Source organism: Sagittula marina, from assembly GCF_014196795.1.
Classification (GTDB): domain Bacteria; phylum Pseudomonadota; class Alphaproteobacteria; order Rhodobacterales; family Rhodobacteraceae; genus Sagittula; species Sagittula marina.
This window is the reverse complement of sequence record NZ_JACIEJ010000003.1, coordinates 351294-373858: the sequence shown is the minus strand read 5'-3', so window position 1 is coordinate 373858 and position 22565 is coordinate 351294. Positions and strand designations below refer to the sequence as shown.

Below are 22565 nucleotides of genomic sequence, written 5' to 3'. Positions count from 1 at the left end.
TTATTGGCTTTACGTATGTAGTCAGGCACATTTTAAATTGGGTTGCGACAAATCCCCTATCGTGCCGGAAAGCAAGGATACCGGATATGACCTAAGCAGACCTTAATTTGTGTGAAAGACGCGCAATCGAGGACATTCTGAACGCGAAAGTGCCGGTGAGCAAGATCGCGGCACAGATCGGCAAGCATCGCTCAATCGCGAGATCACGCAGAACTATTTTACCGATTAAGACTCGCTCATCTCAACATGGTTGCAAAATGGATGAAGTATTAAATCGCTCGGAAATACGTGCCCTTTGATGCTAGGATTGTGCCAAGCTTTTCTTGGAGACCGAAAACCATGCCGCTTGCCGTAGCCAGACCTGACGATGAACTTGTGCAATTCTTTCAAGAGGTTTTCAGCGCATCTGAAGGTTCTGCCGCAGGTGCTGTGATCGGTGATCTGGTTCATGATCTACTGGAATTGACTGATGGCGAGGTTCATGTGTTTCGATCTTTCAGGGAGCGAAACTTGATCGCAGCTTGCCTTTTCAGCCCGCTGAGGTTTCCCGAGGATCCGCGTCGTGTGGTTCTGCTGTCTCCCGTGGCGGTCGAACCAGAAGAGCAGCGCACAGGTGTCGGGACCGCGATGCTTCGTGATGCGCTGAGTGCCGTACATAGCGAAGGCGCTGATGTGGCGGTCACGTATGGCGATCCGGCGTTCTATCATCGCGTCGGGTTTGAACCGATCACGACCGAGAATGTTCAACCACCACAGGCGTTGAGTATGCCGCATGGCTGGTTGGGACAGGTGCTGAAGGATCAGAGCGCGCCGACTTTGCGCGGCCCGTCGAAAAGCGTTCCGCGGTTCGACGCGCCAGATCTGTGGTAGATGGGGCGCTGAGAAACGTGGACGCGCGCCCTGCCTTTTGGTGGCGCGCACGCTTATCCTAAAGCGTATCCCGCACCACGCACGGTACGCAACGGATCGCCGCCGCCGTGTTGGCTCAGCGCTTTGCGCAGACGGCCGATGTGAACGTCCACCGTGCGCGTGTCGACGTAGATGTCACGCCCCCATACACGGTCGAGCAATTGCTCGCGCGACCAGACCCGGCCAGGTTTTTCCATAAAAGTCGAGAGCAGCCGAAATTCCGTCGGTCCCAGCTTCAACGCAAGCCCAGAACGCGTCACACGGTGGGTTTCGGAGTCGAGCATGATGTCCTCATACTCCAGCCGAAGACCAGCCGCAGAAGGCCGCGCGCGCCGCAGTTGGGCACGCACGCGTGCCATCAGCTCGATCACGGAGTACGGTTTGATCACATAGTCGTCGGCGCCGGTTTCCAGCCCCCGGACGCGATCGACCTCTTCGGAGCGCGCTGACAGCATGATCACCGGCGTGCTACGTGTCTCTGCCCGCGATTTGATCTGGCGGCAGACCTCGATCCCGGACACGTTCGGCAACATCCAATCCAACACGATAATGTCCGGATTTTCCTCCGCCACCATGATCAGGGCCTCTTCGCCATTTTCGGCTTGGGCCACGCGAAACCCTTCGGCTTCAAGGTTGTAGGACAAGACCGCGCGCTGTGCGGCCTCATCTTCTACCAATAAAACAGTCGGCTGATCTGCGGACATGGTTTCAGTCCTTCCGCGTCACGAGGTTTGGGTTCGGACCCATTTCAGTGGACGTTTTGTCCATCTTTTCGCGGGTCTCGTCAGGCAGCGCACCAGAGGTCAAAAAGACTACCTGTTCGCAGATCGAGGTCACGTGGTCGCCCATGCGTTCGATGTTTTTTGCAATGAAATGCAGATGCATACAGGCCGTGATGTTGCGCGGATCTTCGAGCATGAAAGTCAAAACTTCGCGAAACAGCGTGTTGTACATCTGGTCGACGTCGCGGTCGCGGTAGATCACATCAAGCGCCAGCGCCTCGTCCCGCTGAATGTAGGAGTCCAGCGCGTCCTTCAGCATAAGTTCCACTTCGCGCGCCATGCGCCGCAGCGATGACGCAGTGCCCCCGATGCTTTGCATCTGTGCCAGAACCGAGGTCCGCTTAGCCATGTTCTTGGACAAATCGCCAATGCGTTCGAGGTTTGCAGACATCCGCATCACCGACAATACAACCCGTAAGTCTGAGGCGATGGGCGCACGCAAGGCGATGACGCGCGCCGCTTCTTCGCCAAGCGCCTCATCCATGGCATCAATGGCCTTGTCGCCATCGCGCACCTTTTGCGCCAGTTCTTCGTCGCGGGTTTCAAGCGCCGTGGCGGCTGACATGATGGCCTCTTCGACAAGACCACCCATTTTCATGATTTGGGCCTGAATGCCTTCGAGATCACGATCAAAGGCCGAGGCAATGTGTTTGTTCAGGTCGCTCATGGCTTATCCGATCCGTCCGGTGATGTAGCTTTCGGTGCGCGGGTCTTCGGGGTTGGTAAAGATTTTCCCGGTCTCGCCGTATTCCACCAGATTGCCGAGGTGAAAGAACGCGGTTTTCTGCGACACGCGCGCCGCCTGTTGCATGGAGTGTGTCACGATGACCACCGAATAGTCTTTGCGCAGCTCGTCGATCAATTCCTCGACCTGGCTGGTTGCGATGGGATCGAGCGCGGAGCACGGCTCATCCATCAGCAGCACCTCGGGTTCAGTCGCCACGGCGCGCGCGATGCACAGACGCTGCTGTTGGCCGCCCGACAGGCCGGTGCCCGGCGCGTGCAGACGGTCCTTGACCTCGTTCCAGATGGCGCCGCGTTTGAGGGCCCGTTCCACGATTTCATCGAGATCGGTCTTGTTCTTGGCCAGACCGTGGATGCGCGGGCCATAGGCCACGTTGTCGTAGATGGATTTCGGAAACGGATTTGGCTTTTGAAAGACCATGCCGACTTTGGCGCGCAGTTGCACCGGGTCGACGCGCTTGTCGTAGATATCCTCACCGTCGATGCGAATGTCGCCTTCAACGCGGCAGATATCGATGGTGTCGTTCATACGGTTCAGCGTCCGCAGAAAGGTCGACTTGCCGCAGCCAGATGGCCCGATAAATGCAGTCACGGTCTTGTCTTCGATCTGGACGTCCACGTCTTTGATGGCGTGGGTGTCGCCGTAGTAAACCTGCACGTTTTTGGCGGCGATCTTTATCTCGGTCTGCGTCACGTCTCTCTCCGTGGTGTGCGGTGCGTCGTACATATTCATGTTCCTTTGTTCCGCAACGGATTACCAGCGGCGCTCAAAGCGGCGACGCAGGATGATGGCAATGATGTTCATGCTCAGCAGGAACACCAGAAGAATGATGATGCCGCCCCAAGCGCGTTCATAGTATGCGGGGTCGGCGCGTTTGGCCCATTCGTAGATCTGCGCGGGCATGGCCGAGTTTGGCGACATGAAGCCTTCGACCAGGCCATCCGGGGCATTGGTGGCGATGTAGCCGACCATGCCGATCAGCAGCAGCGGCGCGGTCTCTCCCAAGGCCTGAGCCAGACCGATGATGGTCCCGGTCAGGATGCCGGGCATGGCGAGCGGCAGGACGTGGTGAAAGACCGATTGCATCTTGGACGCGCCAATGCCGAGCGCCGCGTCACGGATCGAGGGTGGAACGGCCTTCAGCGCGGCGCGGGTCGAAATGATGATCGTCGGCAGGGTCATCAGCGTCAGCACAAGCCCTCCCACCAAAGGCGCGGACTGCGGCAGCCCGGCGAACTGGATGAACACGGAAAGCCCAAGGATACCAAAGACGATGGATGGCACCGCCGCGAGGTTGGAGATGTTCACCTCGATCAGATCGGTGAACCAGTTTTGCGGAGCGAATTCTTCGAGATAGATGGAGGCAGCGACGCCGATGGGCAGCGCCAGCGCCAGCACCACCAGCATCATGAAGAACGAGCCAAGCATGGCGATACCGATGCCCGCCTGTTCCGGGCGGCTTTCAGAGGCATCCGCGCCGAACACGAATTCCCAGTTAAAGGCCTTGGCGAGCAAACCCCTTTCCCTCATTTGGTCAACGATATCAAGGTGTACAGCATCGATGTTCTTGTCGCGGGCAAGGTCTTCGCGCTGCACGCGGCCTTTGAGGTAGCCATCTACCCGGGACGCCGCGAGGATGCGAAAATCTACTGTTTCGCCCACGAGATCGGGATTGGCGATGACACGGTCGCGCAGCTGCGCCGCGGCGGAGGCTGAAATCAGAGCCTTCATTTCGCTGGCTTTATCCAGGGGCGTGTCGATCCCGGCGGCTTGCACTTGCTCCAGAATGGCATTCTGGATCAGTGGGTTGTAGCCAAAGGTCGAGACCTTTTTCAAATCTTCAGGATCGCGGTTGCCATTTTTGTCGAGCTTTGCTGCATCAAGGTAGACGGGCACCTCAATGAAGGTCTGCTGGAACGCGCTGAGCCCGTTGGACAGGATGGCGCCCAGCAGCACAAGCAGGAAGAAGACCCCTGCCCCGATGGCCGCCAGACCATAAGCCTGAAAGCGTTTCTCGGAGGCGTTACGCTTTTTCGTGTGCGCGTCAGCCACCATGATGGACTTGCCGTGGCGCGGAGTGTCGGTGGGCATGGATGCGTCGGTCATCAGTCGTACTGCTCCCGGTATGTGCGCACGATATAGAGTGCAAAGACGTTCAGCCCGAGGGTCAGAACAAAGAGGGTCATGCCAAGGGCAAAAGCCACCAGCGCCTCTGGCGAGGCAAAGTCTGCGTCACCGGTCAGCTGTGACACGATGCGGGTGGTTACGGTGGTCATGGCTTCGAGCGGGTTCAGCGACAGGCGGGCCGCAGCCCCAGCCCCAAGCACCACGATCATGGTCTCGCCAATGGCGCGGGAGGCGGCGAGCAGCACGGCGCCAACGATGCCCGGCAGCGCGGCAGGCAGAACCACCTGTTTTACCGTTTCGGACTTCGTCGCGCCCAGCCCGTAGGAGCCGTCGCGCATCGCCTGTGGCACAGCGTTGATGATGTCGTCAGAAAGCGAAGACACGAAAGGGATCAGCATGATGCCCATGGCGATGCCAGCGGTCATCACCGAGCGTGTGCCGGTCATCCAACCTGCACCGTCGGGACCGAAAACACTGATCAGGAGTGGCCCGATGGTGAGCAGCGCGAACAGGCCGTAGACGATCGTCGGGATACCTGCGAGCACCTCCAACGCCGGTTTGGCAAAGGCGCGCAGCTTCGGGCTGGCGTATTCGGACAGGTATACAGCAGCGAACAAACCGATCGGAACGGCCACCAGAAGCGCCACGAAAGAGATATAAAGCGTTCCCCAGAGCAACGGCCAGATGCCCAGCTCGGACCCGCCGCCAAAGGACGGCTGCCATGTGAGCGAGCCAAAGAATTCCGACGCCGGATACAGGTTGAAGAAGCGGATCGTGTTCCCGATCAGCGACAGCACAATGCCAAGCGTGGTCAGGATCGCAATCGACGCGGCTGCGATCAGCAGGTATTTGACCGTTTGCTCCACCGTGTTGCGGGCGCGGAAATCCTTGTAACTGTCCGAAAGACCCCAGAAAAGACCACCAAAGGCAACCAGCAAGACGACCACGGTGCGGATCAGAGCGCCGGTTTCGCCCATGGCGCGGTAGTGTTGCGCGGCGTTCAGGATGGGTGTCGTCAGCTCTGATGTGACGATCTGGCCCGCGCTGCGCAGGCTGTCCGTCATGGCGACTGGATCGGCCAGGGTGTCGCGCGCCTGGGTATCTGCGATTTGTCCGGAGGCAACGGCGGCCTCCAACCCGTTGGCGGTGCGGCGCACTTCGGCCAGCACCAGATCGGCGCTCGACCCATCGTTGACACTGGCCTCAGGGATCAACCCGGCGACCGTCGCGTTGGTGTAGAGCGGATAGGCCAGTTGCCAGACCACCAGCACCAGAAGCGCCGGGATCAGCACCTTTAGCGCGACGTTCCAGCCATAGTAGCCCTTAAGCGAATGCAGCGCACGGCTGTCGCCCTTCGCGCTTTGCAGTGCACGCATCCGGCCGAGCACAAAGCCCACAGCCGCAATGGCAAGCACGATCAGGAAAAGCCAGTAAGCAGGCATATGCCCCCCGAGGTCTTGGTTCGTTGAAGGTCCTAAAAGGGAACGGGGGCAGCGGATAGCGCCGCCCCCGCAGACACCGGGGAAATATCCCGGTGTGCTTGATTACATGCCTTCGCCCATGGTGGTCTCGTTCTCGATCTTCGCCTGCGTGTCGGCAAGCTCAGGGTCGGACACGAGGCCGTATTCGGCCAGCGGGCCGTCGGGGCCTGCGATTTCGTCAGCCACGAAGAAGGACGCGTATTCCTTAAGGCCGGGGATCACGCCGATGTGCGCTTTTTTCACGTAGAAGAACAGCGGGCGGGAAACCGGGTAGTCGCCTGCGGCGATGGTTTCAGTTGTGGGTTCGACGCCGGACATGGTCGCAACCTTCAGAGAGTCGGTGTTGTTCTCGTAGAACGCCAGGCCAAACACGCCGATGCCATTCGGGTTGGAGTCGATGGATGCGAGCGTCTCTGTGTAGTCGCCGTCGATGTCCACGGAGCGGCCGTCAGCGCGCACGGACATGCACGCATCCTCAGCGTCGTCCTCGGACATGCCGCCTTCGATCATGGCTTCCATGGCACCGGTGGCTTCGCAGCCAGCGACCAGGACTTTCTCTTCGAAGACTTCACGTGTGCCGTGCTTGGTGCCGGGGATGAAGGCCATGATTTCGGCGTCGGGCAGGTCCGCGTTGAAGGCGTTCCAGGTGGTGTAGTCGTTGTCGACCAGTTCACCGTCCTTCAGGACCTTGGCGCCAAGCGCATTGTAGATGTCAGCCGGTTCAAACGCGGTGAACGCCGGGCCGTCGATCTGCGAGGCAAAGACGATACCGTCATAGCCGATGCGGGTTTCGATGATGTCGGTGACACCGTTGTCGGCGCAGGCCTTGATTTCCTTTTCGCGGATCGCGCGGGATGCGTTGGCGACGTCGATGGTGTTCTCACCCACACCTTCGCAGAAACGCTTCAGGCCAGCGGAGGAGCCGCCGGATTCCACGACCGGTGTCGGGAAGTCGAAGTTTTCGCCAAAGGCTTCGGCAACGATCGAAGCGTAGGGCAGAACGGTGGACGAACCAGCGACCTGCACGTTGTCACGGGCAGCGGCGGAGGTGGCGGCAACTGCGGCCATCGCCAGAGCGGAGGCGGTCATCTTGAGGGTCATATCTTGCTCCTGAGGTTTAGGATGCGATCGCCTGTGTGGTGATCTTGGGGGCAGACCTAGTGTCCCTGCACGATGCTTTTGTGACGCTTGTGTAACAGTTTCATGAACCCTGAGCCGAAGCGCTGTTTTTCGGCAAAATCACTGTCTGGAATGGAGCTTAAGACTGGAATTACACCTATAGGTGGTTTTTCCCGCAATTTTCCGAGCAGGTTGCGGCCCACGGCGATAACCTTTGGCGACAGTTTTCGGGTACGCTTGGCCCAAACCAGCCAGAGATTCTCCAGTCCAAGAGCCGTCAGCGCGGATTTATGACAGTTTGTTCACGAACGCTTACGCCATCGGCAGGGAGAAGATGAACTGAGTGCCCTGCCCCGGCTCGCTTTCCACCCGCAGACGACCACGGTGGCGATTCACGATGTGTTTGACGATTGCGAGACCAAGCCCGGTGCCGCCCTTCTCCCGCGAGCGATGGCCGTCCACCCGGTAGAATCGTTCTGTCAGACGCGGAAGGTGGTAGTGTTCGATCCCGGGACCGGTGTCAGCCACGGTGAACCGCACCGCAGGACCGCGCAGGCGCGGATCGTCGGCGACGGGTTCGACGGTGACCGTGACCTGTGCAGCGGCTCCGGCATATTTGATCCCATTCTCAATCAGGTTGGTCAGCACTTGCCGCAGCTGATCTTCATCTCCCATCATGGACAGCGGCGCCTCTGGCAGGCTTTCCGCCAAGGTGACACGCGCCTCTTCGGCCAAGGGCTGCAATCCGTGCATGACAGAGCGCACGATCCCCACGGGGTCAATCCTGTCCGTGGGACGTACGCGTTCCTCTGCCTCTACCCGACTTAGCGATAACAGGTCCCCGATAAGTCGGTTCATGCGCGCGGCCTCTGCCTCCATGATCGACAGGAAACGCGCCTGCCCGACGGGGTCATTGCGCGCCGGGCCTTTGAGCGTCTCAATGAAGCCGATGAGCGCTGTCAGCGGCGTGCGCAGCTCGTGGCTGACGTTTGCGACGAAATCACGGCGCATCTGTCCGGCTTGCGCCATCTCTGTCACGTCGAGAAATGTGATCAACGCGCCACGCCCGCTGTCTAGCGGCAGCGCGCGTATGGTCACGCGGTACGTCGTGTCCTGACGCCCGTTGCTGGTCAGGTAATCACAGGTACGCCCCTCGCCATCGCGCAGGCAGTTTTCGATCCCGTCCAGCAGCGTTGGCGCGCGCAGGGCGGTGATGAAATGCCGTCCACGGATTCCCTGGCCCAACAGCGCCAGAGCCGCGTCATTCGCGGCCTCGATCCGTTCATCGCGTCGCACCAGAAGACAAGGCAGCGGAACCGCCTCGACCACATCCGAAGCATCGGCGCGCATCAGGCAGACCGCGCGGCGCTCAGGCCATCGTCAAAACAGGCGAGCAGCGCTTCGGGGTCTTCGAGACCGACGGACACACGAAAGAAGCCCTCGGTGATGCCCAGAGCAGCGCGGCCCTCGGGTGTGAGCGCGCGGTGCGAGGAAGAGGCAGGGTGTGACAACGTGGTGCCCACATCGCCCAAAGTCGGTGCGAACGCGATGCCCTTGGCAGCATGGGCAAAGGCATTGGCTTGCGCTCGTCCACCGTCGAGGATGAAGGACACCATGTTCCCGCCCTGACCTTGCAGCAGAGATTGCGCCCGAGACATGTCCGGGTGATCGCTGCGCGTCGGATACAGCACCTTGGCCACACCAGCCTGACCGGCGAGGTGATCTGCCAGACGCTTTGCCGTCTCCTGGGCGCGCTGGAACCGGATCGGGAAGGTAGCAAGTCCCCGCTCCGCCAGCCAGCAATCGAAGGGGCTGGCCGTCATGCCGGTGGTCACGGCGAACACATTCATCCGTTGCATCAGCTCGGGGTCTTTGGCGGCCACCCAGCCCAGCGTCGCGTCCGAATGGCCTGCCAGCAGCTTGGTCACCGAATGCAGCACGATATCGGCGCCATGCTCGAAGGGCTTGACCGCCAGTGGCGTCGTAAAGGTGTTGTCCACCACCAACAGCCCGCCCTTGGACTTGCACAGAGCAGCGATGCCATCGAGATCGGCAAGCCGAAGCGTCGGGTTGGACACCACTTCGATCAGCACCATCCGGGTCTCGGGACGGAACGCCGCTTCGACGGCCTCCACATCACTCACATCCGCAAGCGTGGTCGTGATCCCCAGGCGCGGCAGGTCTTCGGCCATCATCCGCAGGGAGCGTCCGTACAACTGATCACCGCCAACCACGTGATCGCCCGCCTTGGTCAAGCCGAGCAACACGGCTGTCACAGCCGCCATGCCGGACCCCAGGACGATCCCGCCGGACACGCCTTCCAGCGCGTCGATGCGTGCCGCCAGCACAGACGCGTTCGGGTGCCCCTCCCGCGCATAAGTGTAGCCAGAGGCGCGGCCTTCGTATTGGCTGTCCAATTCATCGGGCGTTCTGGAGGCATAAACCACCGACGGCATGATCGGCGTGATGACCGGAGTCGAAAGGCTGTCAGGAATGGTAACGGGACGTTGGATGGTGGGCTTCATGAAGCACCCCTGTCTTATGGCGGAGACGCTTGCCCCGCGCTGCGTGTCAGTTTCGAAAGGGTTGGAACCGTGTACAAAACGCCCGCACTGGCGTTTCAGCGCTTCAGATCTCCGTAAGGCCAGAGGCGTAGCGCCGCGCGTTACGCTGGTAGGATTCGGCAGACTTGCGCAAACCGTCAATCTGTTCGGGGGTCAGGTCGCGCACCACCTTGCCGGGCATGCCAAGCACGAGGCTGCCTTCGGGCACGTGCATGCCTTCGGTGATCAGTGCGCCTGCGCCAATCAAGCAGTTGCGTTCAATAACGGCCCCGTTCAGCACCGTTGCTCCCATTCCGATCAAAACATTTGCGCCAATGGTACAGCCGTGCAGCATCGCCTTGTGTCCGATGGTGCAGCCCTCGCCGATCGTCAGCGGATAGCCCATATCCGTATGGCAGACGACGTTTTCCTGGATGTTCGACCCGTTCCCGACGCGGATTTCCTCATTATCACCTCGCAATGTGCAGCCGAACCAGACCGAAGAGGCCTCTGACAACACGATACGACCGATGAGATTGGCGTCCGGTGCGACCCAGGCGGATTCGTGAATGCGCGGCGTGTGGCCGTCTAGCGCGTATATGGTCATTCTCCACTCTCCTCGAATTCCGCTTGTAATCCGCGCACATGATCGAGCAGTTCAGGCTGCTGCGTGCGGCGCAAACGTGTGGCGGTAATGATACTTTTCAGGCGTTCTTCCGTCGTGTCCAGATCGTCGTTCACCAAAACGAAGTCATAGGACCCCCAGTGGGATATTTCATCCCAGCTTTTCTGCATCCGCTTGGTAATCACGTCTACACCGTCCTGGCCACGGGCCTCCAGCCGACGCTTCAGCTCAGCGATCGACGGCGGGAGAAGGAAGATAGACAACGTATGCAGCGCCAGTTCTGAGTTGGTCATCTGCTGCGCGCCCTGCCAGTCAATGTCGAACAAAACGTCCTTGCCCGAGATGATCGCATCGCGAACCGGCCCCTTGGGCGAGCCATAGAAGTTGCCGAACACATGGGCGTGTTCCAACATCTCTCCGTTGCCGACCGCCTTTTTGAACGCCTGGTCGGTCATGAAATGATAATCCTCGCCATCGACCTCGCCGGGGCGCGGCTCTCGGGTGGTGGCGGAGACCGAGAAAATCACCGATGGATCCCAGGCGCGCAGCCGTTTCGCCAGCGTCGATTTCCCTGCGCCCGAAGGCGAGGATAGAATGATCAAGAGGCCGCGGCGGCTCGTATCGGGCATGGGTTACTCCACGTTCTGTATCTGCTCGCGCATCTGATCGATGAGCGTCTTGAGGTCGAGGCCGATTCTGGTCAGCTCGGCATCGCCGGACTTCGCGCACAATGTATTGGCCTCACGGTTGAATTCCTGGCACAGGAAGTCGAGCTTTCGGCCCACAGGCCCGGTCTGGGCCAGCAGGCCGCGCGCTGCCGCGACATGGGCAGTAAGACGGTCAATCTCTTCTGTCACATCGGATTTCACTGCGATCATAGCCAGTTCCTGCGCGATGCGCGCCTCTTCGATCCCATCGATGTTCTCCATGACACGGGCCAATTGGCCACGCATCCGTTCCGCTTGCGCGCCAGAGCGTGCGTCGATTGCGGCGGCCGCCTGCCCCACTAGCGCCTCAATACCTGTCAGCTGACGGTTCAGAATGTCACTCAAAGCGGCACCTTCTGCCAGCCGCATCTCGATGAAACTCTTCAGTGCGCTGTGGAAATTCTCCATCAGCCGTTTACGAAGATCGTCCTGGTCCACGTCGGCTGCTTCTGTGGTCAACATTCCGCGCAAAGCGACAACATCGGCCGCCGTCGACGGAGCAAGGGACAGGCCCCGCTGCATTGCCTCTTCTTCGATTCGGGTCATGGCCTGCAGGACGGCTGAAAGCTGCCCCTCATCAATCCTGACGGAGCCCTCGGCCCCGTCGGAGGTCAGCTTTAATCCTATCTGAATATTCCCGCGTGTCAGGGACTTAGAGGTTTCAGCACGCACCAGAGGTTCAAGGCCATCGACCCAGTCAGGCAAGCGCAGCCGCACGTCCAGTCCCTTGCCATTGACGCCGCGCAGTTCCCATTGCCACGACAGGCCCAAACCCGAACCTTGCGCACTGGCGAAACCGGTCATGGATTGGCGCATGGAAGTCTCCTTCATAACATGCTCATTCGGGTATCGGCTGCGCCCAAATTAAGCAAGTCTCCGGAGGCCCATCCCCGAGGTCGGACCGCCTCGCCGGTGCTGCTTTTGCGGGGCATTAACCCTTGAGCCAGAATTGGGGCGAAATTAGGACACGGCTCTGCTAGTAATGTTTTCACAATAAAGGTTACAATGCAGGCATGGTGGCCGGGGGCCCGTCACGCCGCATCCGACAAGATAAGGAGCGGAAAGCATGTTTGGTAAAGGTGAGAACGGACAAGGTATCGTATCCATGACCGAGCGGGAAAAATCGCGTCGCGAGGCGCCCCTGCGGCAGGTAGAGGCCTACTGGCGTGGGCTTTGCGACGGCACAGCCGTCCCTCTGCGCAGCCAGATTGATCCGCGCGGCATGGAGCAGGCGCTGGAAAACGCCTTCTTGATGGAGCGTATCGCGCCAACGATGGCAAAGGTCCGCGTGGCGGGAACGCATCTTAACGAATTGATGGGAATGCAGGTTGCCGGTATGCCGCTGTCCTCCCTGATCGCCCCGTCCGACCGTGAGAAATTTGGCGAAGGGGTCGCGGCGCTGTTCGCAGATCCCGCCATCGTCAGGATGGAGCTGAGGGCCGAAGGCGGCTTTGGCAAGCCTGATATCACGGCCTCGCTGATCCTGCTGCCGCTGCGTTCCGACTTTGGTGATCTGACACGTGGCGTTGGTGCGCTGGTCTCCCACGGCCGGATCGGTCGTACGCCCCGCCGGTTCAAGGTGGAGCGGGTCGAGATCATCCCGGCGCTGGAGAACAATATCGGCACCGGCGTTATCAAAGAGCGTAAGACGCTGGACCTGAGCGACAAGCAGCCCGTGCATAGTCTGAGCGAAGACCGCGCGCCTTTCCGTCCGAAGTCGATCGCTGGCAGTGGCTCTGATACTATCCGCAAAGAGACCGAGCGCCGTCATTTGAAGTTGGTGGTGGATAACGGCTAGGACACAACCAAGCCTTTCGAGCATGTGATGCAGGCCGTTTCTCTTTGTGGGAGACGGCCTTTTCCATTCTGAAAGCACTGAATGTACAGGAGCGCCCTCCTAGACGGACCTGCCAATAGAACGCGAAAGGCCGGCCCAACAGGACCGGCCTTTCACAAATCTTGAGAGAACCTTAGCCGTGTGCAACGGCCTTTGCGTTTTCGCGGCGCGTCGACAGCTCTTCGGCCACCAAAAAGGCAAGCTCCAAGGACTGGGAGGCGTTCAGACGCGGGTCGCAGGCTGTGTGGTAACGGTCAGACAGATCCTCGTCAGTCACGGCACGCACGCCGCCGGTGCATTCGGTAACGTCAAGCCCTGTCATCTCGAAATGCACGCCGCCTGGGACGGTGCCCTCCGCGTCGTGCACGCCAAAGAACTCGCGCACTTCGCGCAGGACATTGTCGAACGGACGCGTTTTGTACCCCGTTGCCGATTTGATCGTGTTGCCATGCATCGGATCGCAAACCCAAGTGACCTTGGCGCCCTCTTCCTGCACCGCCTTGATGAGGCGCGGAAGATGCTCTGCCACCTTGCCGGCACCGAAACGCGCGATAAGGGTGAGCTTGCCCTCCTCGTTCTTCGGGTTGAGCTTTCGCATCAGGACCTTGAGGTCGTCGGCAGTCGTTGTCGGACCACACTTCAGACCCACCGGGTTCTGCACACCGCTACAGAATTCCACATGCGCTCCGTCAGGCTGACGCGTGCGATCACCGATCCAGACCATGTGCCCAGAACCGGCAAGCCATTTCCCGGATGTGGAATCCATCCGCGTCAGGGCTTCTTCGTACTCCAACAAAAGCGCCTCGTGAGAGGTAAAGAAATCAACCGACTGCAGCGAATGCGCCTGATCACCGGTCACACCTGCCGCCTTGATGAAGTCGAGCGTATCGGTGATGCGCTGCGCCATCTCACGGTACTTCGCGGCCTTTTCACCTTCGGTGAAGCCCAGCGTCCACTGGTGCACCTGATGCACGTCCGCGTAGCCACCGGTCGAAAAGGCGCGCAGCAGGTTCAACGTCGCAGCGGCCTGCGTGTAGGCGTGCAGCATCTTCTTGGGGTCGGGAATCCGCGCCTCAGGCGTGAACGCCAGTTCGTTGATGATGTCGCCGCGGTAGCTGGGCAGCTCCAGACCATCAATCGTCTCGGTCGGCGCAGAGCGTGGCTTGGCGAACTGCCCGGCCATACGACCGACTTTGACGACGGGCACCTTCGCGCCGTAGGTCAGCACCATCGCCATCTGCAACATCACCTTGAAGGTGTCGCGGATCGCATCAGCGCTGAACTGATCGAAGCTCTCGGCGCAATCGCCGCCTTGGAGCAGGAACGCCTCACCACGGCCCGCCGCGCCCAGTTGGTCCTTCAGACGGCGCGCTTCCCCGGCAAAGACCAGCGGCGGATACTTGGAGAGCTGCGCCTCGACGGTCTTCAGGGCGGCTGCGTCCGTATATTCGGGCATCTGAACCCGCGGAAGGTCGCGCCAGTTCGATTTCTGCCACTCGGTCATCTGATCTCTCCGGTTTAGCAATGTCGACGGTAACAAAACAGTCCGTGGCTTATACTTGAGCATTCTCAGGCTGAAAACCCGTGTTTTTCGTAAGATATCTTGACGGGAAAACGACTCTCTGTCCTTGTGACCCGATACTTTTTTGGGCGTAGCGTTTTGTTAACGTTTCACCTGCTTCACTCACTTTTGCGAACGAGGCCCTCATGCTGCCCCCGAGCCAGCGCCAAATTGTCGAACTCGACACTGTGCCAGCCAAGCCCAAACGGGTTATCTTCGTTCTCTTGAAGGACTTTACGCTTCTATCTTTCGCCGGGGCGCTCGATTGTCTGAGGCTTGCGAACCGAATGTCGAACCGCAAGCTTTATGAGTGGCGCGTGGTTGGCGAAGGCGGTGACACGGTGAACTGCTCAACCGGAACCATGTTTCAATTGGACGGCGATCTTGAAGAGCTGCACCGTGACGACGTTCTGGTCTTGTGTGGCGGGGCAAATGTGCAGGACGCCACGAGCAAGAAGCTGCTGAACTGGCTCCGGCGCGAGGCGCGGCGTGGGCTGGCCGTCGGGGGATTGTGCACAGCGGCCTATTCGTTGGCACGCGCAGGCCTGATGGACGGCAAGCGCGCCACCATCCATTGGGAGAACCAGGACAGTTTTGCCGAAGAATTCGAGGATGTGATCCTCACCAAGTCCGTATTCACCCTCGACGGCAACCGTATGACCACGGCGGGCGGAACATCCTCCATCGACCTGTTCCTGCGGATCATCGCCCGCGACCACGGCGATGAATTGGCAAGCGCTGTCGCCGATCAGCAGATCTACTCCTCGATCAGGACGGATCAGGACACCCAGCGTCTGTCGGTTCCGACCCGCATCGGTGTGCGCCATCCCAAGCTGAGCCAGGTCATTCAAATGATGGAAGCCAATATCGAAGAGCCGATCAGCCCCGCGCTGCTTGCGAAACAGGTGGGTATGTCCACGCGGCAATTGGAGCGATTGTTTCGGCGCTATCTGACTCGGTCGCCAAAGCGATACTATATGGAATTGCGGTTGCAAAAGGCACGTAACCTGCTGATGCAGACCGATATGAGCGTGATCAACGTGGCATTGGCCTGTGGATTTGCCTCGCCATCACATTTTTCAAAATGCTACCGCTCGCATTATGAAACCACACCCTACCGGGAACGTGGGACGCAAGCGACATCGAAGCTGTCGGTCTGAGGGGTGGTCGGGGTGCAGTGCCCCGACGTCTTCGCCCATAGCAGAACACCCTGCACAGCATGTCTCTCGGCTCCTTGCGCAGATGACGCACACGCCCTCTCACTCTGCCTGGCACACATCTGCGCCTGCGATGTGACTTAGTGCCTTGTCGCAGTTCGGATTAATTTCATGGCCTTTCCGTAAAGTCACCGGGCACAGCAGGCACATTCGGCAAACTACCCTGCCCTCCGGCTATGATATTGCGCTGCTGCCCCCACGCGGGCAATGCGATGCCGTTGCCCAAGGTCAGCACGCGCACGCCCCGATTGGTCGGTTCAATCGGCCCGTCGTGTTGCTTGCTAAAGCTACAAGTGGTGCGCAAGCATTTGACGCAAAACATTAATTCCTTCTCTCCGGCGTGGGCCTGCACGGTTTGCGACACTGGCGGCCCAGCCAGCAGGAACAGGTCTGCTGTCGCCGTCCCGAGAGTTTCCAATATTTTGCAACGTCTTCACGTCAGAAGCGTCGCCCTTGGTCGATAGAAAACCGTTGCATGCATCGTTTAACGCGGCGCGACCCATCACCGGGGGCTTTTCTTTTGATAAAACCGAAACTAGCCTCCGCGCAGAACACATCGTTCCAACACAGGGAGTTGAGACATGAAAAAACTGATGCTTGCGGTTTCCGCAGCTGCGCTTGCAGCAGGTGCAGCACATGCAGAAAGCCACGCCTCCGAGGCGAAAATCGGCATTATGCTGGGCTTTACCGGGCCGATCGAATCCATCACGCCGATGATGGCGGACAGCGCCGAGCTGGCTTTGACCGAAGTCAACGACTCCGGCCAGTTCCTCAGCGGCGTCACGCTTGTGCCGGTGCGCGCTGATTCGACCTGCGTCGATCCGGCCGCTGCGACCGCTGCCGCCGAGCGTATGATCACCTCCGACGGCATCGTGGCCCTGATGGGCGCGGATTGCTCCGGCGTGACCGGCGCGGTTCTGTCCAACGTGGCTGTGCCGAATGGCATCCCGATGATCTCGCCGTCGGCCACCTCGCCCGCCCTGTCTGACGCAGAAGACAACGGCATGTTCTTCCGTACCGCACCGTCTGATGCCCGTCAGGGCGCCGTCCTGGCCGAGATCCTCGCCGAGAAAGGCATCACCGAAGTCGCGGTGACCTACACCAACAACGATTACGGCAAGGGGTTCGCCGACGCATTCGCTGAAAACTTTGACGGCACGATCACCCTGTCCTCGCCGCATGACGACGGCAAGGCCGACTATTCTGCCGAAATCGGGGCGCTGGCCTCTGCCGGCGGCGAAGCACTGGTGGTGCTGGGCTACACCGACCAAGGCGGCAAAGGCATGATCCAGGCATCTTACGACACTGGCGCGTTTGACACCTATGTCATGGGCGACGGCATGTATGGCGATACGCTGTTCTCGGAACTCTCCGACGCGCTCGAAGGCTCCTACGGGACGATCCCCTGGGCCGAGGGCGAAGGCGCTGATGCCTTTGCAAAGATCACCGAGGGCGCGGGCTTTGACGCGTCTTCCTCCTACACGCGCGAAAGCTATGACGCGGCGGCGCTGATCGCGCTGGCGATGATGAAAGGCGGCGAGGTCTCCTCCGAGGCGGTTGCAGCAAACATCATGGACGTGGCCAACGCACCGGGTGAGCCGATCCTGCCGGGCGAGCTGGGCAAGGCGCTTGAGATCCTCGCAGAGGGTGGCGACATCGACTATGTCGGCGCATCCGGCGTGGAGTTCATCGGTGGTGGCGAAGCGGCGGGCTCCTACCGTCACTATAACGTCGTCGATGGCGCAACCGAGACCGTCGAATTCAAATAATTTGACCTGATCTGGGGGCGATCCGGACACACTGTCCGGGCCGCCTCTTTTCGTATGCGGGACGCGTGTATCCGCGATCCCTGAGGGAGACACTGCTTGATCAAGGTAGAGAACCTGCACCGCCATTTCGGAGCATTTCGTGCTGTGGACGGTGCATCGCTGGAGATTGCCAAAGGCTCGATCACCGGGTTGGTTGGCCCGAATGGTGCCGGCAAGACCACGCTGTTCAATGTAATCGCGGGGGCGTTGCAGCCGACCTCTGGCCGCGTCGTGATGGATGGCGAGGACATCACTGGCCTGCCGCCACATGAGCTGTTCCACAAGGGATTGCTGCGGACGTTCCAGATTGCGCATGAATTCAGCTCCATGTCCTGCCGCGAGAACCTGATGATGGTTCCAGGAGCGCAGAGCGGCGAAACCCTCTGGAGCACATGGTTTGGACGTAAACGCATCGCCGAAGAAGAACGCGCGCTGAAGGCCAAGGCCGATGAGGTTCTCGACTTCCTGACGATCTCCCATCTGGCGGACCATCCCGCGGGCGCAATTTCCGGCGGCCAGAAGAAGCTTCTGGAACTGGGGCGTACCATGATGGTGGATGCCAAGATCGTGTTTCTGGACGAGGTGGGGGCCGGCGTGAACCGCACGTTGCTCAACACCATCGCCGATACGATCGTGCGCCTGAACACGGAGCGCGGCTACACCTTCTGCGTGATCGAACACGATATGGATTTCATCGGCCGCATCTGCGACCCGGTCATCGTCATGGCCGAGGGCAAAAAGCTGGCCGAAGGGTCATTGGCCGATATCAAGGCCAACGAACAGGTGATCGAGGCCTATCTGGGCACCGGCCTGAAAAACAAGGAACAAGTTGGATGAGCGGTGGCGGCAATCCCTATCAGGATGATCGAGGCAACCACGATGCATCCATCACGAAGCCCGGCGCTGGCGGCTCGGTCGATCCCACGCGGCGGTCCGGCCCGGTGATCGAAGGCTCGGGCGGCCCGTTCCTGATCGGCGACAGCATGACCGGGGGCTACGGGAAAGGGCCTGACATTCTGCACGATTGCACCATCGCCGTGGATCGTGGCGAGATCGCCGTGATCGTCGGTCCCAATGGCGCGGGCAAATCCACCGCGATGAAAGCTGTGTTCGGGATGCTCGACGTCAGATCCGGGGCCGTGCGTCTGGATGGCGCGGACATCACCCAGCTCACTCCGCAGGACCGTGTGAAGCATGGCATGGGCTTTGTGCCGCAGACCAACAATATCTTCACCTCCATGAGCGTCGAAGAAAACCTTGAAATGGGGGCCTTCATCCGCGAGGACGACATGCAGCAGACGATGGAGCAGGTCTACACCCTGTTCCCGATCCTGCGTGACAAGCGGCGCCAGCCTGCGGGTGAGCTGTCTGGCGGTCAACGTCAGCAGGTGGCTGTGGGCCGCGCCCTGATGACGCAGCCCAAGGTCCTGATGCTGGATGAGCCGACGGCGGGTGTCTCGCCCATCGTGATGGACGAGCTGTTTGACCGCATCATCGAAGTGGCCCGCAGCGGGATCTCGATCCTGATGGTGGAACAGAACGCCCGTCAGGCGCTTGAGATCGCTGACAAGGGGTATGTTCTTGTCCAAGGTGCCAATGCCCACACCGGGAGTGGCAAGGAATTGCTCGCAAACCCGGAAGTGCGCCAATCCTTCCTTGGGGGCTAGAATGGGTGTTTCGATCAAGCCGCCGCTGGTCTGTGCGATGTTTGGGGCGGCGCTTCCGGCCCATGCCGACAAGATGAGCCTCTCTGATGCCCCGATACATCAGCCCATTGTGCTGGACTGCGATTTCGTCACCGAATGCTACGAGGCCGAGCCCTGTCAGGACACGCGCTTTTCCGTGACGCTGGAGGGACAGGCCAGCGGATTTGAGGATGTGAACCTGCTGGTGGAAGTCCGGATGCGAAGTGACGCAGCAGATGTTCCGCTGATGGGCAATCGTTCAAACGGCGCACTGGCTTTGGCTGGCGGTATCGACGGAGTTCGTCACATGGTGACAACCAATGCCGACGGGACAGCCCGGTATACGGTGCACGACGCGGATGGGCCGATGATGGTGTCCTACCTTGGCAGCTGTGCGCCGCAACCATGACAGATATTTTCGATAACAAGACTGGCCCGACCGCGCAATTTCGGTTCGTGACAGCCAGCGAGGAGAGATAGATGGATTTTGTGAACGCCATCGTGGCGCTGACGAATTTCGTGCTGATCCCGGCCATGACCTATGGCAGTCAGCTTGCGCTGGGCGCGCTGGGGGTCACCATGATCTACGGCATCCTGCGGTTTTCCAATTTTGCCCACGGCGACACCATGGCCTTTGGCACGATGGTGACGATCCTGTTCACGTGGCTGTTTCAGTCATGGGGAATCAGCCTTGGCCCGCTGCCGACCGCCTTGCTTGCGATTCCCTTCGGTATCGCGGGCACAGCGCTGATGGTGCTGGCCACCGACCGGGTGGTCTACAGGTTTTATCGCGCGCAAAAAGCCAAGCCGATCATCTTTGTCATGGTCTCCATCGGTGTGATGTTCGTGTATAACGGTGTGACGCGGATCATCCTTGGAACCGATGATATCCGGTTTGATGATGGCGAACGCTTCATCATTTCGGCGGGTGATTTCAAACGCGCCACCGGGCTGGCCGAAGGTCTGGGCCTGAAAACGACGCAGGCGATCACCGTGATCACCGCGATCATTGTCGTGGTGGCCCTGTTCTGGTTTCTCAACCGCACGCGCACGGGCAAATCCATGCGCGCCTATTCCGACAACGAGGATCTGGCGCTTCTGTCCGGCATCAACCCCGAGCGTGTGGTCATGGTGACATGGCTGATCGTCGCCGGGCTGATCACCATTGCAGGTGTGCTCTACGGTCTGGACAAAAGCTATAAGCCGTTCACCTATTTCCAGTTGCTGCTGCCGATCTTTGCCGCTGCCATCGTGGGCGGTCTGGGCAATCCTCTGGGCGCCATCGCTGGCGGCTTTGTCATCGCCTTTTCCGAGGTGGGTCTGACCTACGCGTGGAAAAAGGTCCTCGGCTACGCCATGCCGGAAGCGCTGGAGCCGTCCGGCCTCGTGCAACTGCTTGCCACGGAATACAAATTTGCCGTCAGCTTCATGATCCTTGTGGTGGTTCTGCTGTTCCGCCCGACCGGCCTGTTCAAGGGGAAATCCGTATGAACCAGACAGTAAAAACCTATGCGCTCTTTGCGCTGGTGGGCGTGCTGATCCTGATGACCGGCCTGTTCCAAAGCTGGGATTATGCGTTGAAACTGGTGGCCATGGGTTTGGTCAGCGCGATCATGGCGCTGGGCGTGAACCTGCAATGGGGCATCGCCGGGCTGTTCAACGTCGGTGTCATGGGCTTTGTCGCACTAGGTGGCATGGCCGTGGTGCTGACCTCTGTGCAACCGGTGCCAGAGGCATGGTCAGCAGGTGGCGTCCGGGCACTTCTGGCACTGGTCATCGGAGCCGTCGTCGTGGCGGCCAGTGTCGTCGTCTACAAACGCACCCGCAGCGCGCTGATGCTGGTGGCGCTGCTGGTAGCGGGGTTCGTGTTGTATCGATGGGTCCGCGACGACGCGGTCAACGCGATCGAGGCAGTGAACCCGGCCGCAACCGGCTACCTTGGCGGCCTCGGCCTGCCGGTGGTGCTGGCGTGGCCCGTGGGTGGCCTGCTGGCCGCTGGCGCAGCGTGGATCATCGGCAAGACCGCGCTGGGCCTGCGATCCGACTACCTGGCGATTGCGACGCTTGGCATTTCCGAGATCATCATCGCGGTGATGAAGAACGAGGAATGGCTGACCCGTGGCGTGAAAAACGTGAACGGGCTGCCGCGCCCCATGCCATATGAGATTGATCTGCAAAGCGATCCTGCCTTCATCGACCGCGCGGCGAATTGGGGCCTAGACCCGACGAGCGCCTCTACCCTCTACGTCAAGCTTGGCTACGTGGGGATGTTCGCCGTGGTTCTCGTGATCCTGCTGGTGCTGGCGCAATTGGCGCTCAACAGCCCGTGGGGCCGTATGATGCGCGCAATCCGCGACAACGAAACCTCCGCCCGCGCCATGGGCAAGGACGTCACGTTTCGCCACTTGCAGGTCTTCATCCTCGGCTCTGCCATCTGTGGCGTCGCCGGTGCCATGATGACCACGTTGGATGGCCTGCTGCAGCCGACAGCCTATCAGCCACTGCGCTACACCTTCCTGATCTGGGTGATGGTGATTGTCGGTGGTTCCGGCAACAACTTCGGCGCAATCCTTGGCGGTATGCTGATCTGGTTCCTGTGGATTCAGGTCGAAACGGTGGGACCGGAGCTGATGGTCTGGGCCACAAGCGCCCTGCCCGACGGTTCCGCGCTCAAGATGCATCTGTTGGAGTCGGTCCAGCACATGCGCCTCCTGACCATGGGCGTGATCTTGTTGCTGGTGCTCAGGTTCTCGCCAAGGGGCCTCCTGCCGGAGCGCTGACGCGGCGCCGCGCAACGAATTATCCGCGCGCAACCATGCCAGAATATCAACAGGCCCTCGGTTTACCATCGAGGGCCTGTTGTCTTATCAGCCTGAAAGATCTGCATGGGCGGCAGAGGCTCGGCCGCGCAGCTGTTTCAAGGCGCTATATCCGAGGGGACCTTCATGACCGACGACAAAAACGCACAGGCCGCAACCCATCCACCATCCCGCCCGACCGTCGCGGTGATTGCAGTGGTCGTCAAAGACCAAGATGTCCTGCTGGTGCGCCGGGCAAACCCGCCGGATGCTGGTTTATGGGGCTTTCCCGGCGGCAAGGTTGACCTCGGTGAAGAGATCACATGTGCCGCCCTGCGAGAGCTGCGAGAGGAAACCGGCATACAAGCCGAAGCGCAGCAGGTCATCACTGCCCTTGATGCCTTTGACCATGATCCAACGGGGGCCCTTCGCTATCACTACGTGCTGATTGCCGTTCTTTGCACATGGGTGTCCGGTCAGCCGGTGGCGAACGACGATGCGCTGGACGCCAAGTGGGTTGCGTTAGACGGGCTGGAAAACGGCCCCCTCAGCCTGAGCCGCGATGTCGCGCGCATCGCCCAACAGGGGGCCGCTCTGGCCAGCACCCTTTAGGCTGGCGGC

The 22565-nt window shown here is 60.2% G+C and carries 22 protein-coding genes; 10 read left to right on the top strand and 12 right to left on the bottom strand.

What is annotated here, in order from left to right; translation table 11 throughout:
• Positions 1 to 339 precede the first annotated feature (339 nt).
• Complete coding sequence (locus GGQ68_RS07960) at positions 340 to 870, top strand: GNAT family N-acetyltransferase (protein ID WP_246429309.1); 531 nt, start codon at positions 340 to 342, stop codon at positions 868 to 870.
• Positions 871 to 923: 53 nt separating this feature from the next.
• Here the strand turns inward: GGQ68_RS07960 and phoB are convergent, their stop codons facing one another.
• The 11 genes from phoB to GGQ68_RS07905 all read right to left on the bottom strand — a co-directional run bounded on the left by phoB (position 924) and on the right by GGQ68_RS07905 (position 11854).
• A complete protein-coding gene (gene phoB, locus GGQ68_RS07955) occupies positions 924 to 1613 on the bottom strand; it encodes a phosphate regulon transcriptional regulator PhoB (protein ID WP_183964741.1) in 690 nt (229 codons plus the stop codon).
• A gap of 4 nt (positions 1614 to 1617) precedes the next feature.
• On the bottom strand, positions 1618 to 2358 hold the full coding sequence (gene phoU, locus GGQ68_RS07950) for a phosphate signaling complex protein PhoU (RefSeq protein WP_183964739.1): 741 nt from the start codon (positions 2356 to 2358) through the stop codon (positions 1618 to 1620).
• Between the two features lie 3 nt (positions 2359 to 2361).
• Positions 2362 to 3162 carry a phosphate ABC transporter ATP-binding protein PstB gene (pstB, locus tag GGQ68_RS07945; protein ID WP_183964737.1) on the bottom strand — a complete coding sequence of 267 codons (801 nt, stop codon included), beginning with the start codon at positions 3160 to 3162 and terminating at the stop codon, positions 2362 to 2364.
• Between the two features lie 27 nt (positions 3163 to 3189).
• Positions 3190 to 4542, bottom strand: a complete 1353-nt coding sequence (pstA, locus tag GGQ68_RS07940; RefSeq protein WP_183964736.1) for a phosphate ABC transporter permease PstA — start codon at positions 4540 to 4542, stop codon at positions 3190 to 3192.
• The gene (gene pstC, locus GGQ68_RS07935; protein ID WP_183964734.1) at positions 4542 to 6005 is read right to left on the bottom strand and encodes a phosphate ABC transporter permease subunit PstC; all 1464 of its coding nucleotides are present in this window, start codon (positions 6003 to 6005) and stop codon (positions 4542 to 4544) included. Before pstC ends, pstA begins: the two co-directional genes overlap by 1 nt.
• A 102-nt stretch (positions 6006 to 6107) precedes the next feature.
• Entirely contained in the window at positions 6108 to 7145 is a 1038-nt protein-coding gene (locus GGQ68_RS07930) for a PstS family phosphate ABC transporter substrate-binding protein (protein ID WP_183964732.1), read from the bottom strand.
• A 330-nt stretch (positions 7146 to 7475) separates the two neighbouring features.
• Positions 7476 to 8513, bottom strand: a complete 1038-nt coding sequence (locus GGQ68_RS07925; RefSeq protein ID WP_183964730.1) for a sensor histidine kinase — start codon at positions 8511 to 8513, stop codon at positions 7476 to 7478.
• A complete protein-coding gene (locus GGQ68_RS07920) occupies positions 8513 to 9688 on the bottom strand; it encodes a trans-sulfuration enzyme family protein (protein WP_183964729.1) in 1176 nt (391 codons plus the stop codon). The genes GGQ68_RS07925 and GGQ68_RS07920 overlap by 1 nt, the downstream gene beginning before the upstream one ends.
• Before the next feature lie 103 nt (positions 9689 to 9791).
• A complete protein-coding gene (locus GGQ68_RS07915; protein ID WP_183964726.1) occupies positions 9792 to 10313 on the bottom strand; it encodes a gamma carbonic anhydrase family protein in 522 nt (173 codons plus the stop codon).
• Positions 10310 to 10960 (bottom strand): guanylate kinase, encoded by a 651-nt coding sequence (gene gmk / locus GGQ68_RS07910; protein ID WP_183964724.1) that lies wholly within the window; start codon positions 10958 to 10960, stop codon positions 10310 to 10312. Before gmk ends, GGQ68_RS07915 begins: the two co-directional genes overlap by 4 nt.
• Positions 10961 to 10963: 3 nt before the next feature.
• Positions 10964 to 11854: a YicC/YloC family endoribonuclease gene (locus tag GGQ68_RS07905; RefSeq protein WP_183964722.1), complete on the bottom strand. Its 891-nt coding sequence runs from the start codon at positions 11852 to 11854 to the stop codon at positions 10964 to 10966.
• Positions 11855 to 12104: 250 nt separating this feature from the next.
• Between GGQ68_RS07905 and GGQ68_RS07900 the strand changes: the two genes are divergently transcribed.
• Positions 12105 to 12836, top strand: a complete 732-nt coding sequence (locus GGQ68_RS07900) for a PAS domain-containing protein (RefSeq protein ID WP_183964720.1) — start codon at positions 12105 to 12107, stop codon at positions 12834 to 12836.
• A gap of 172 nt (positions 12837 to 13008) precedes the next feature.
• Here the strand turns inward: GGQ68_RS07900 and GGQ68_RS07895 are convergent, their stop codons facing one another.
• Positions 13009 to 14379: a class II 3-deoxy-7-phosphoheptulonate synthase gene (locus GGQ68_RS07895; RefSeq protein WP_183964718.1), complete on the bottom strand. Its 1371-nt coding sequence runs from the start codon at positions 14377 to 14379 to the stop codon at positions 13009 to 13011.
• Between the two features lie 203 nt (positions 14380 to 14582).
• Between GGQ68_RS07895 and GGQ68_RS07890 the strand changes: the two genes are divergently transcribed.
• The 8 genes from GGQ68_RS07890 (at position 14583) to GGQ68_RS07855 (ending at position 22556) form a co-directional block, all read left to right on the top strand.
• A complete protein-coding gene (locus tag GGQ68_RS07890; RefSeq protein ID WP_183964715.1) occupies positions 14583 to 15596 on the top strand; it encodes a GlxA family transcriptional regulator in 1014 nt (337 codons plus the stop codon).
• Positions 15597 to 16234: 638 nt separating this feature from the next.
• Positions 16235 to 17422 carry an ABC transporter substrate-binding protein gene (locus tag GGQ68_RS07885; RefSeq protein ID WP_183964713.1) on the top strand — a complete coding sequence of 396 codons (1188 nt, stop codon included), beginning with the start codon at positions 16235 to 16237 and terminating at the stop codon, positions 17420 to 17422.
• Positions 17423 to 17518: 96 nt separating this feature from the next.
• Positions 17519 to 18298, top strand: coding sequence for an ABC transporter ATP-binding protein (locus GGQ68_RS07880; RefSeq protein ID WP_183964711.1), 780 nt, complete (start codon positions 17519 to 17521; stop codon positions 18296 to 18298).
• Positions 18295 to 19128, top strand: coding sequence for an ABC transporter ATP-binding protein (locus tag GGQ68_RS07875; protein WP_183964709.1), 834 nt, complete (start codon positions 18295 to 18297; stop codon positions 19126 to 19128). Before GGQ68_RS07880 ends, GGQ68_RS07875 begins: the two co-directional genes overlap by 4 nt.
• A 1-nt stretch (position 19129) precedes the next feature.
• Entirely contained in the window at positions 19130 to 19555 is a 426-nt protein-coding gene (locus tag GGQ68_RS07870) for a hypothetical protein (RefSeq protein ID WP_183964707.1), read from the top strand.
• Between the two features lie 71 nt (positions 19556 to 19626).
• Positions 19627 to 20637 (top strand): branched-chain amino acid ABC transporter permease, encoded by a 1011-nt coding sequence (locus GGQ68_RS07865; RefSeq protein WP_183964705.1) that lies wholly within the window; start codon positions 19627 to 19629, stop codon positions 20635 to 20637.
• On the top strand, positions 20634 to 21926 hold the full coding sequence (locus tag GGQ68_RS07860; protein ID WP_183964703.1) for a branched-chain amino acid ABC transporter permease: 1293 nt from the start codon (positions 20634 to 20636) through the stop codon (positions 21924 to 21926). The genes GGQ68_RS07865 and GGQ68_RS07860 overlap by 4 nt, the downstream gene beginning before the upstream one ends.
• Before the next feature lie 165 nt (positions 21927 to 22091).
• The gene (locus GGQ68_RS07855) at positions 22092 to 22556 is read left to right on the top strand and encodes an NUDIX hydrolase (protein WP_183964701.1); all 465 of its coding nucleotides are present in this window, start codon (positions 22092 to 22094) and stop codon (positions 22554 to 22556) included.
• The last annotated feature ends 9 nt before the right edge of the window (positions 22557 to 22565 follow it).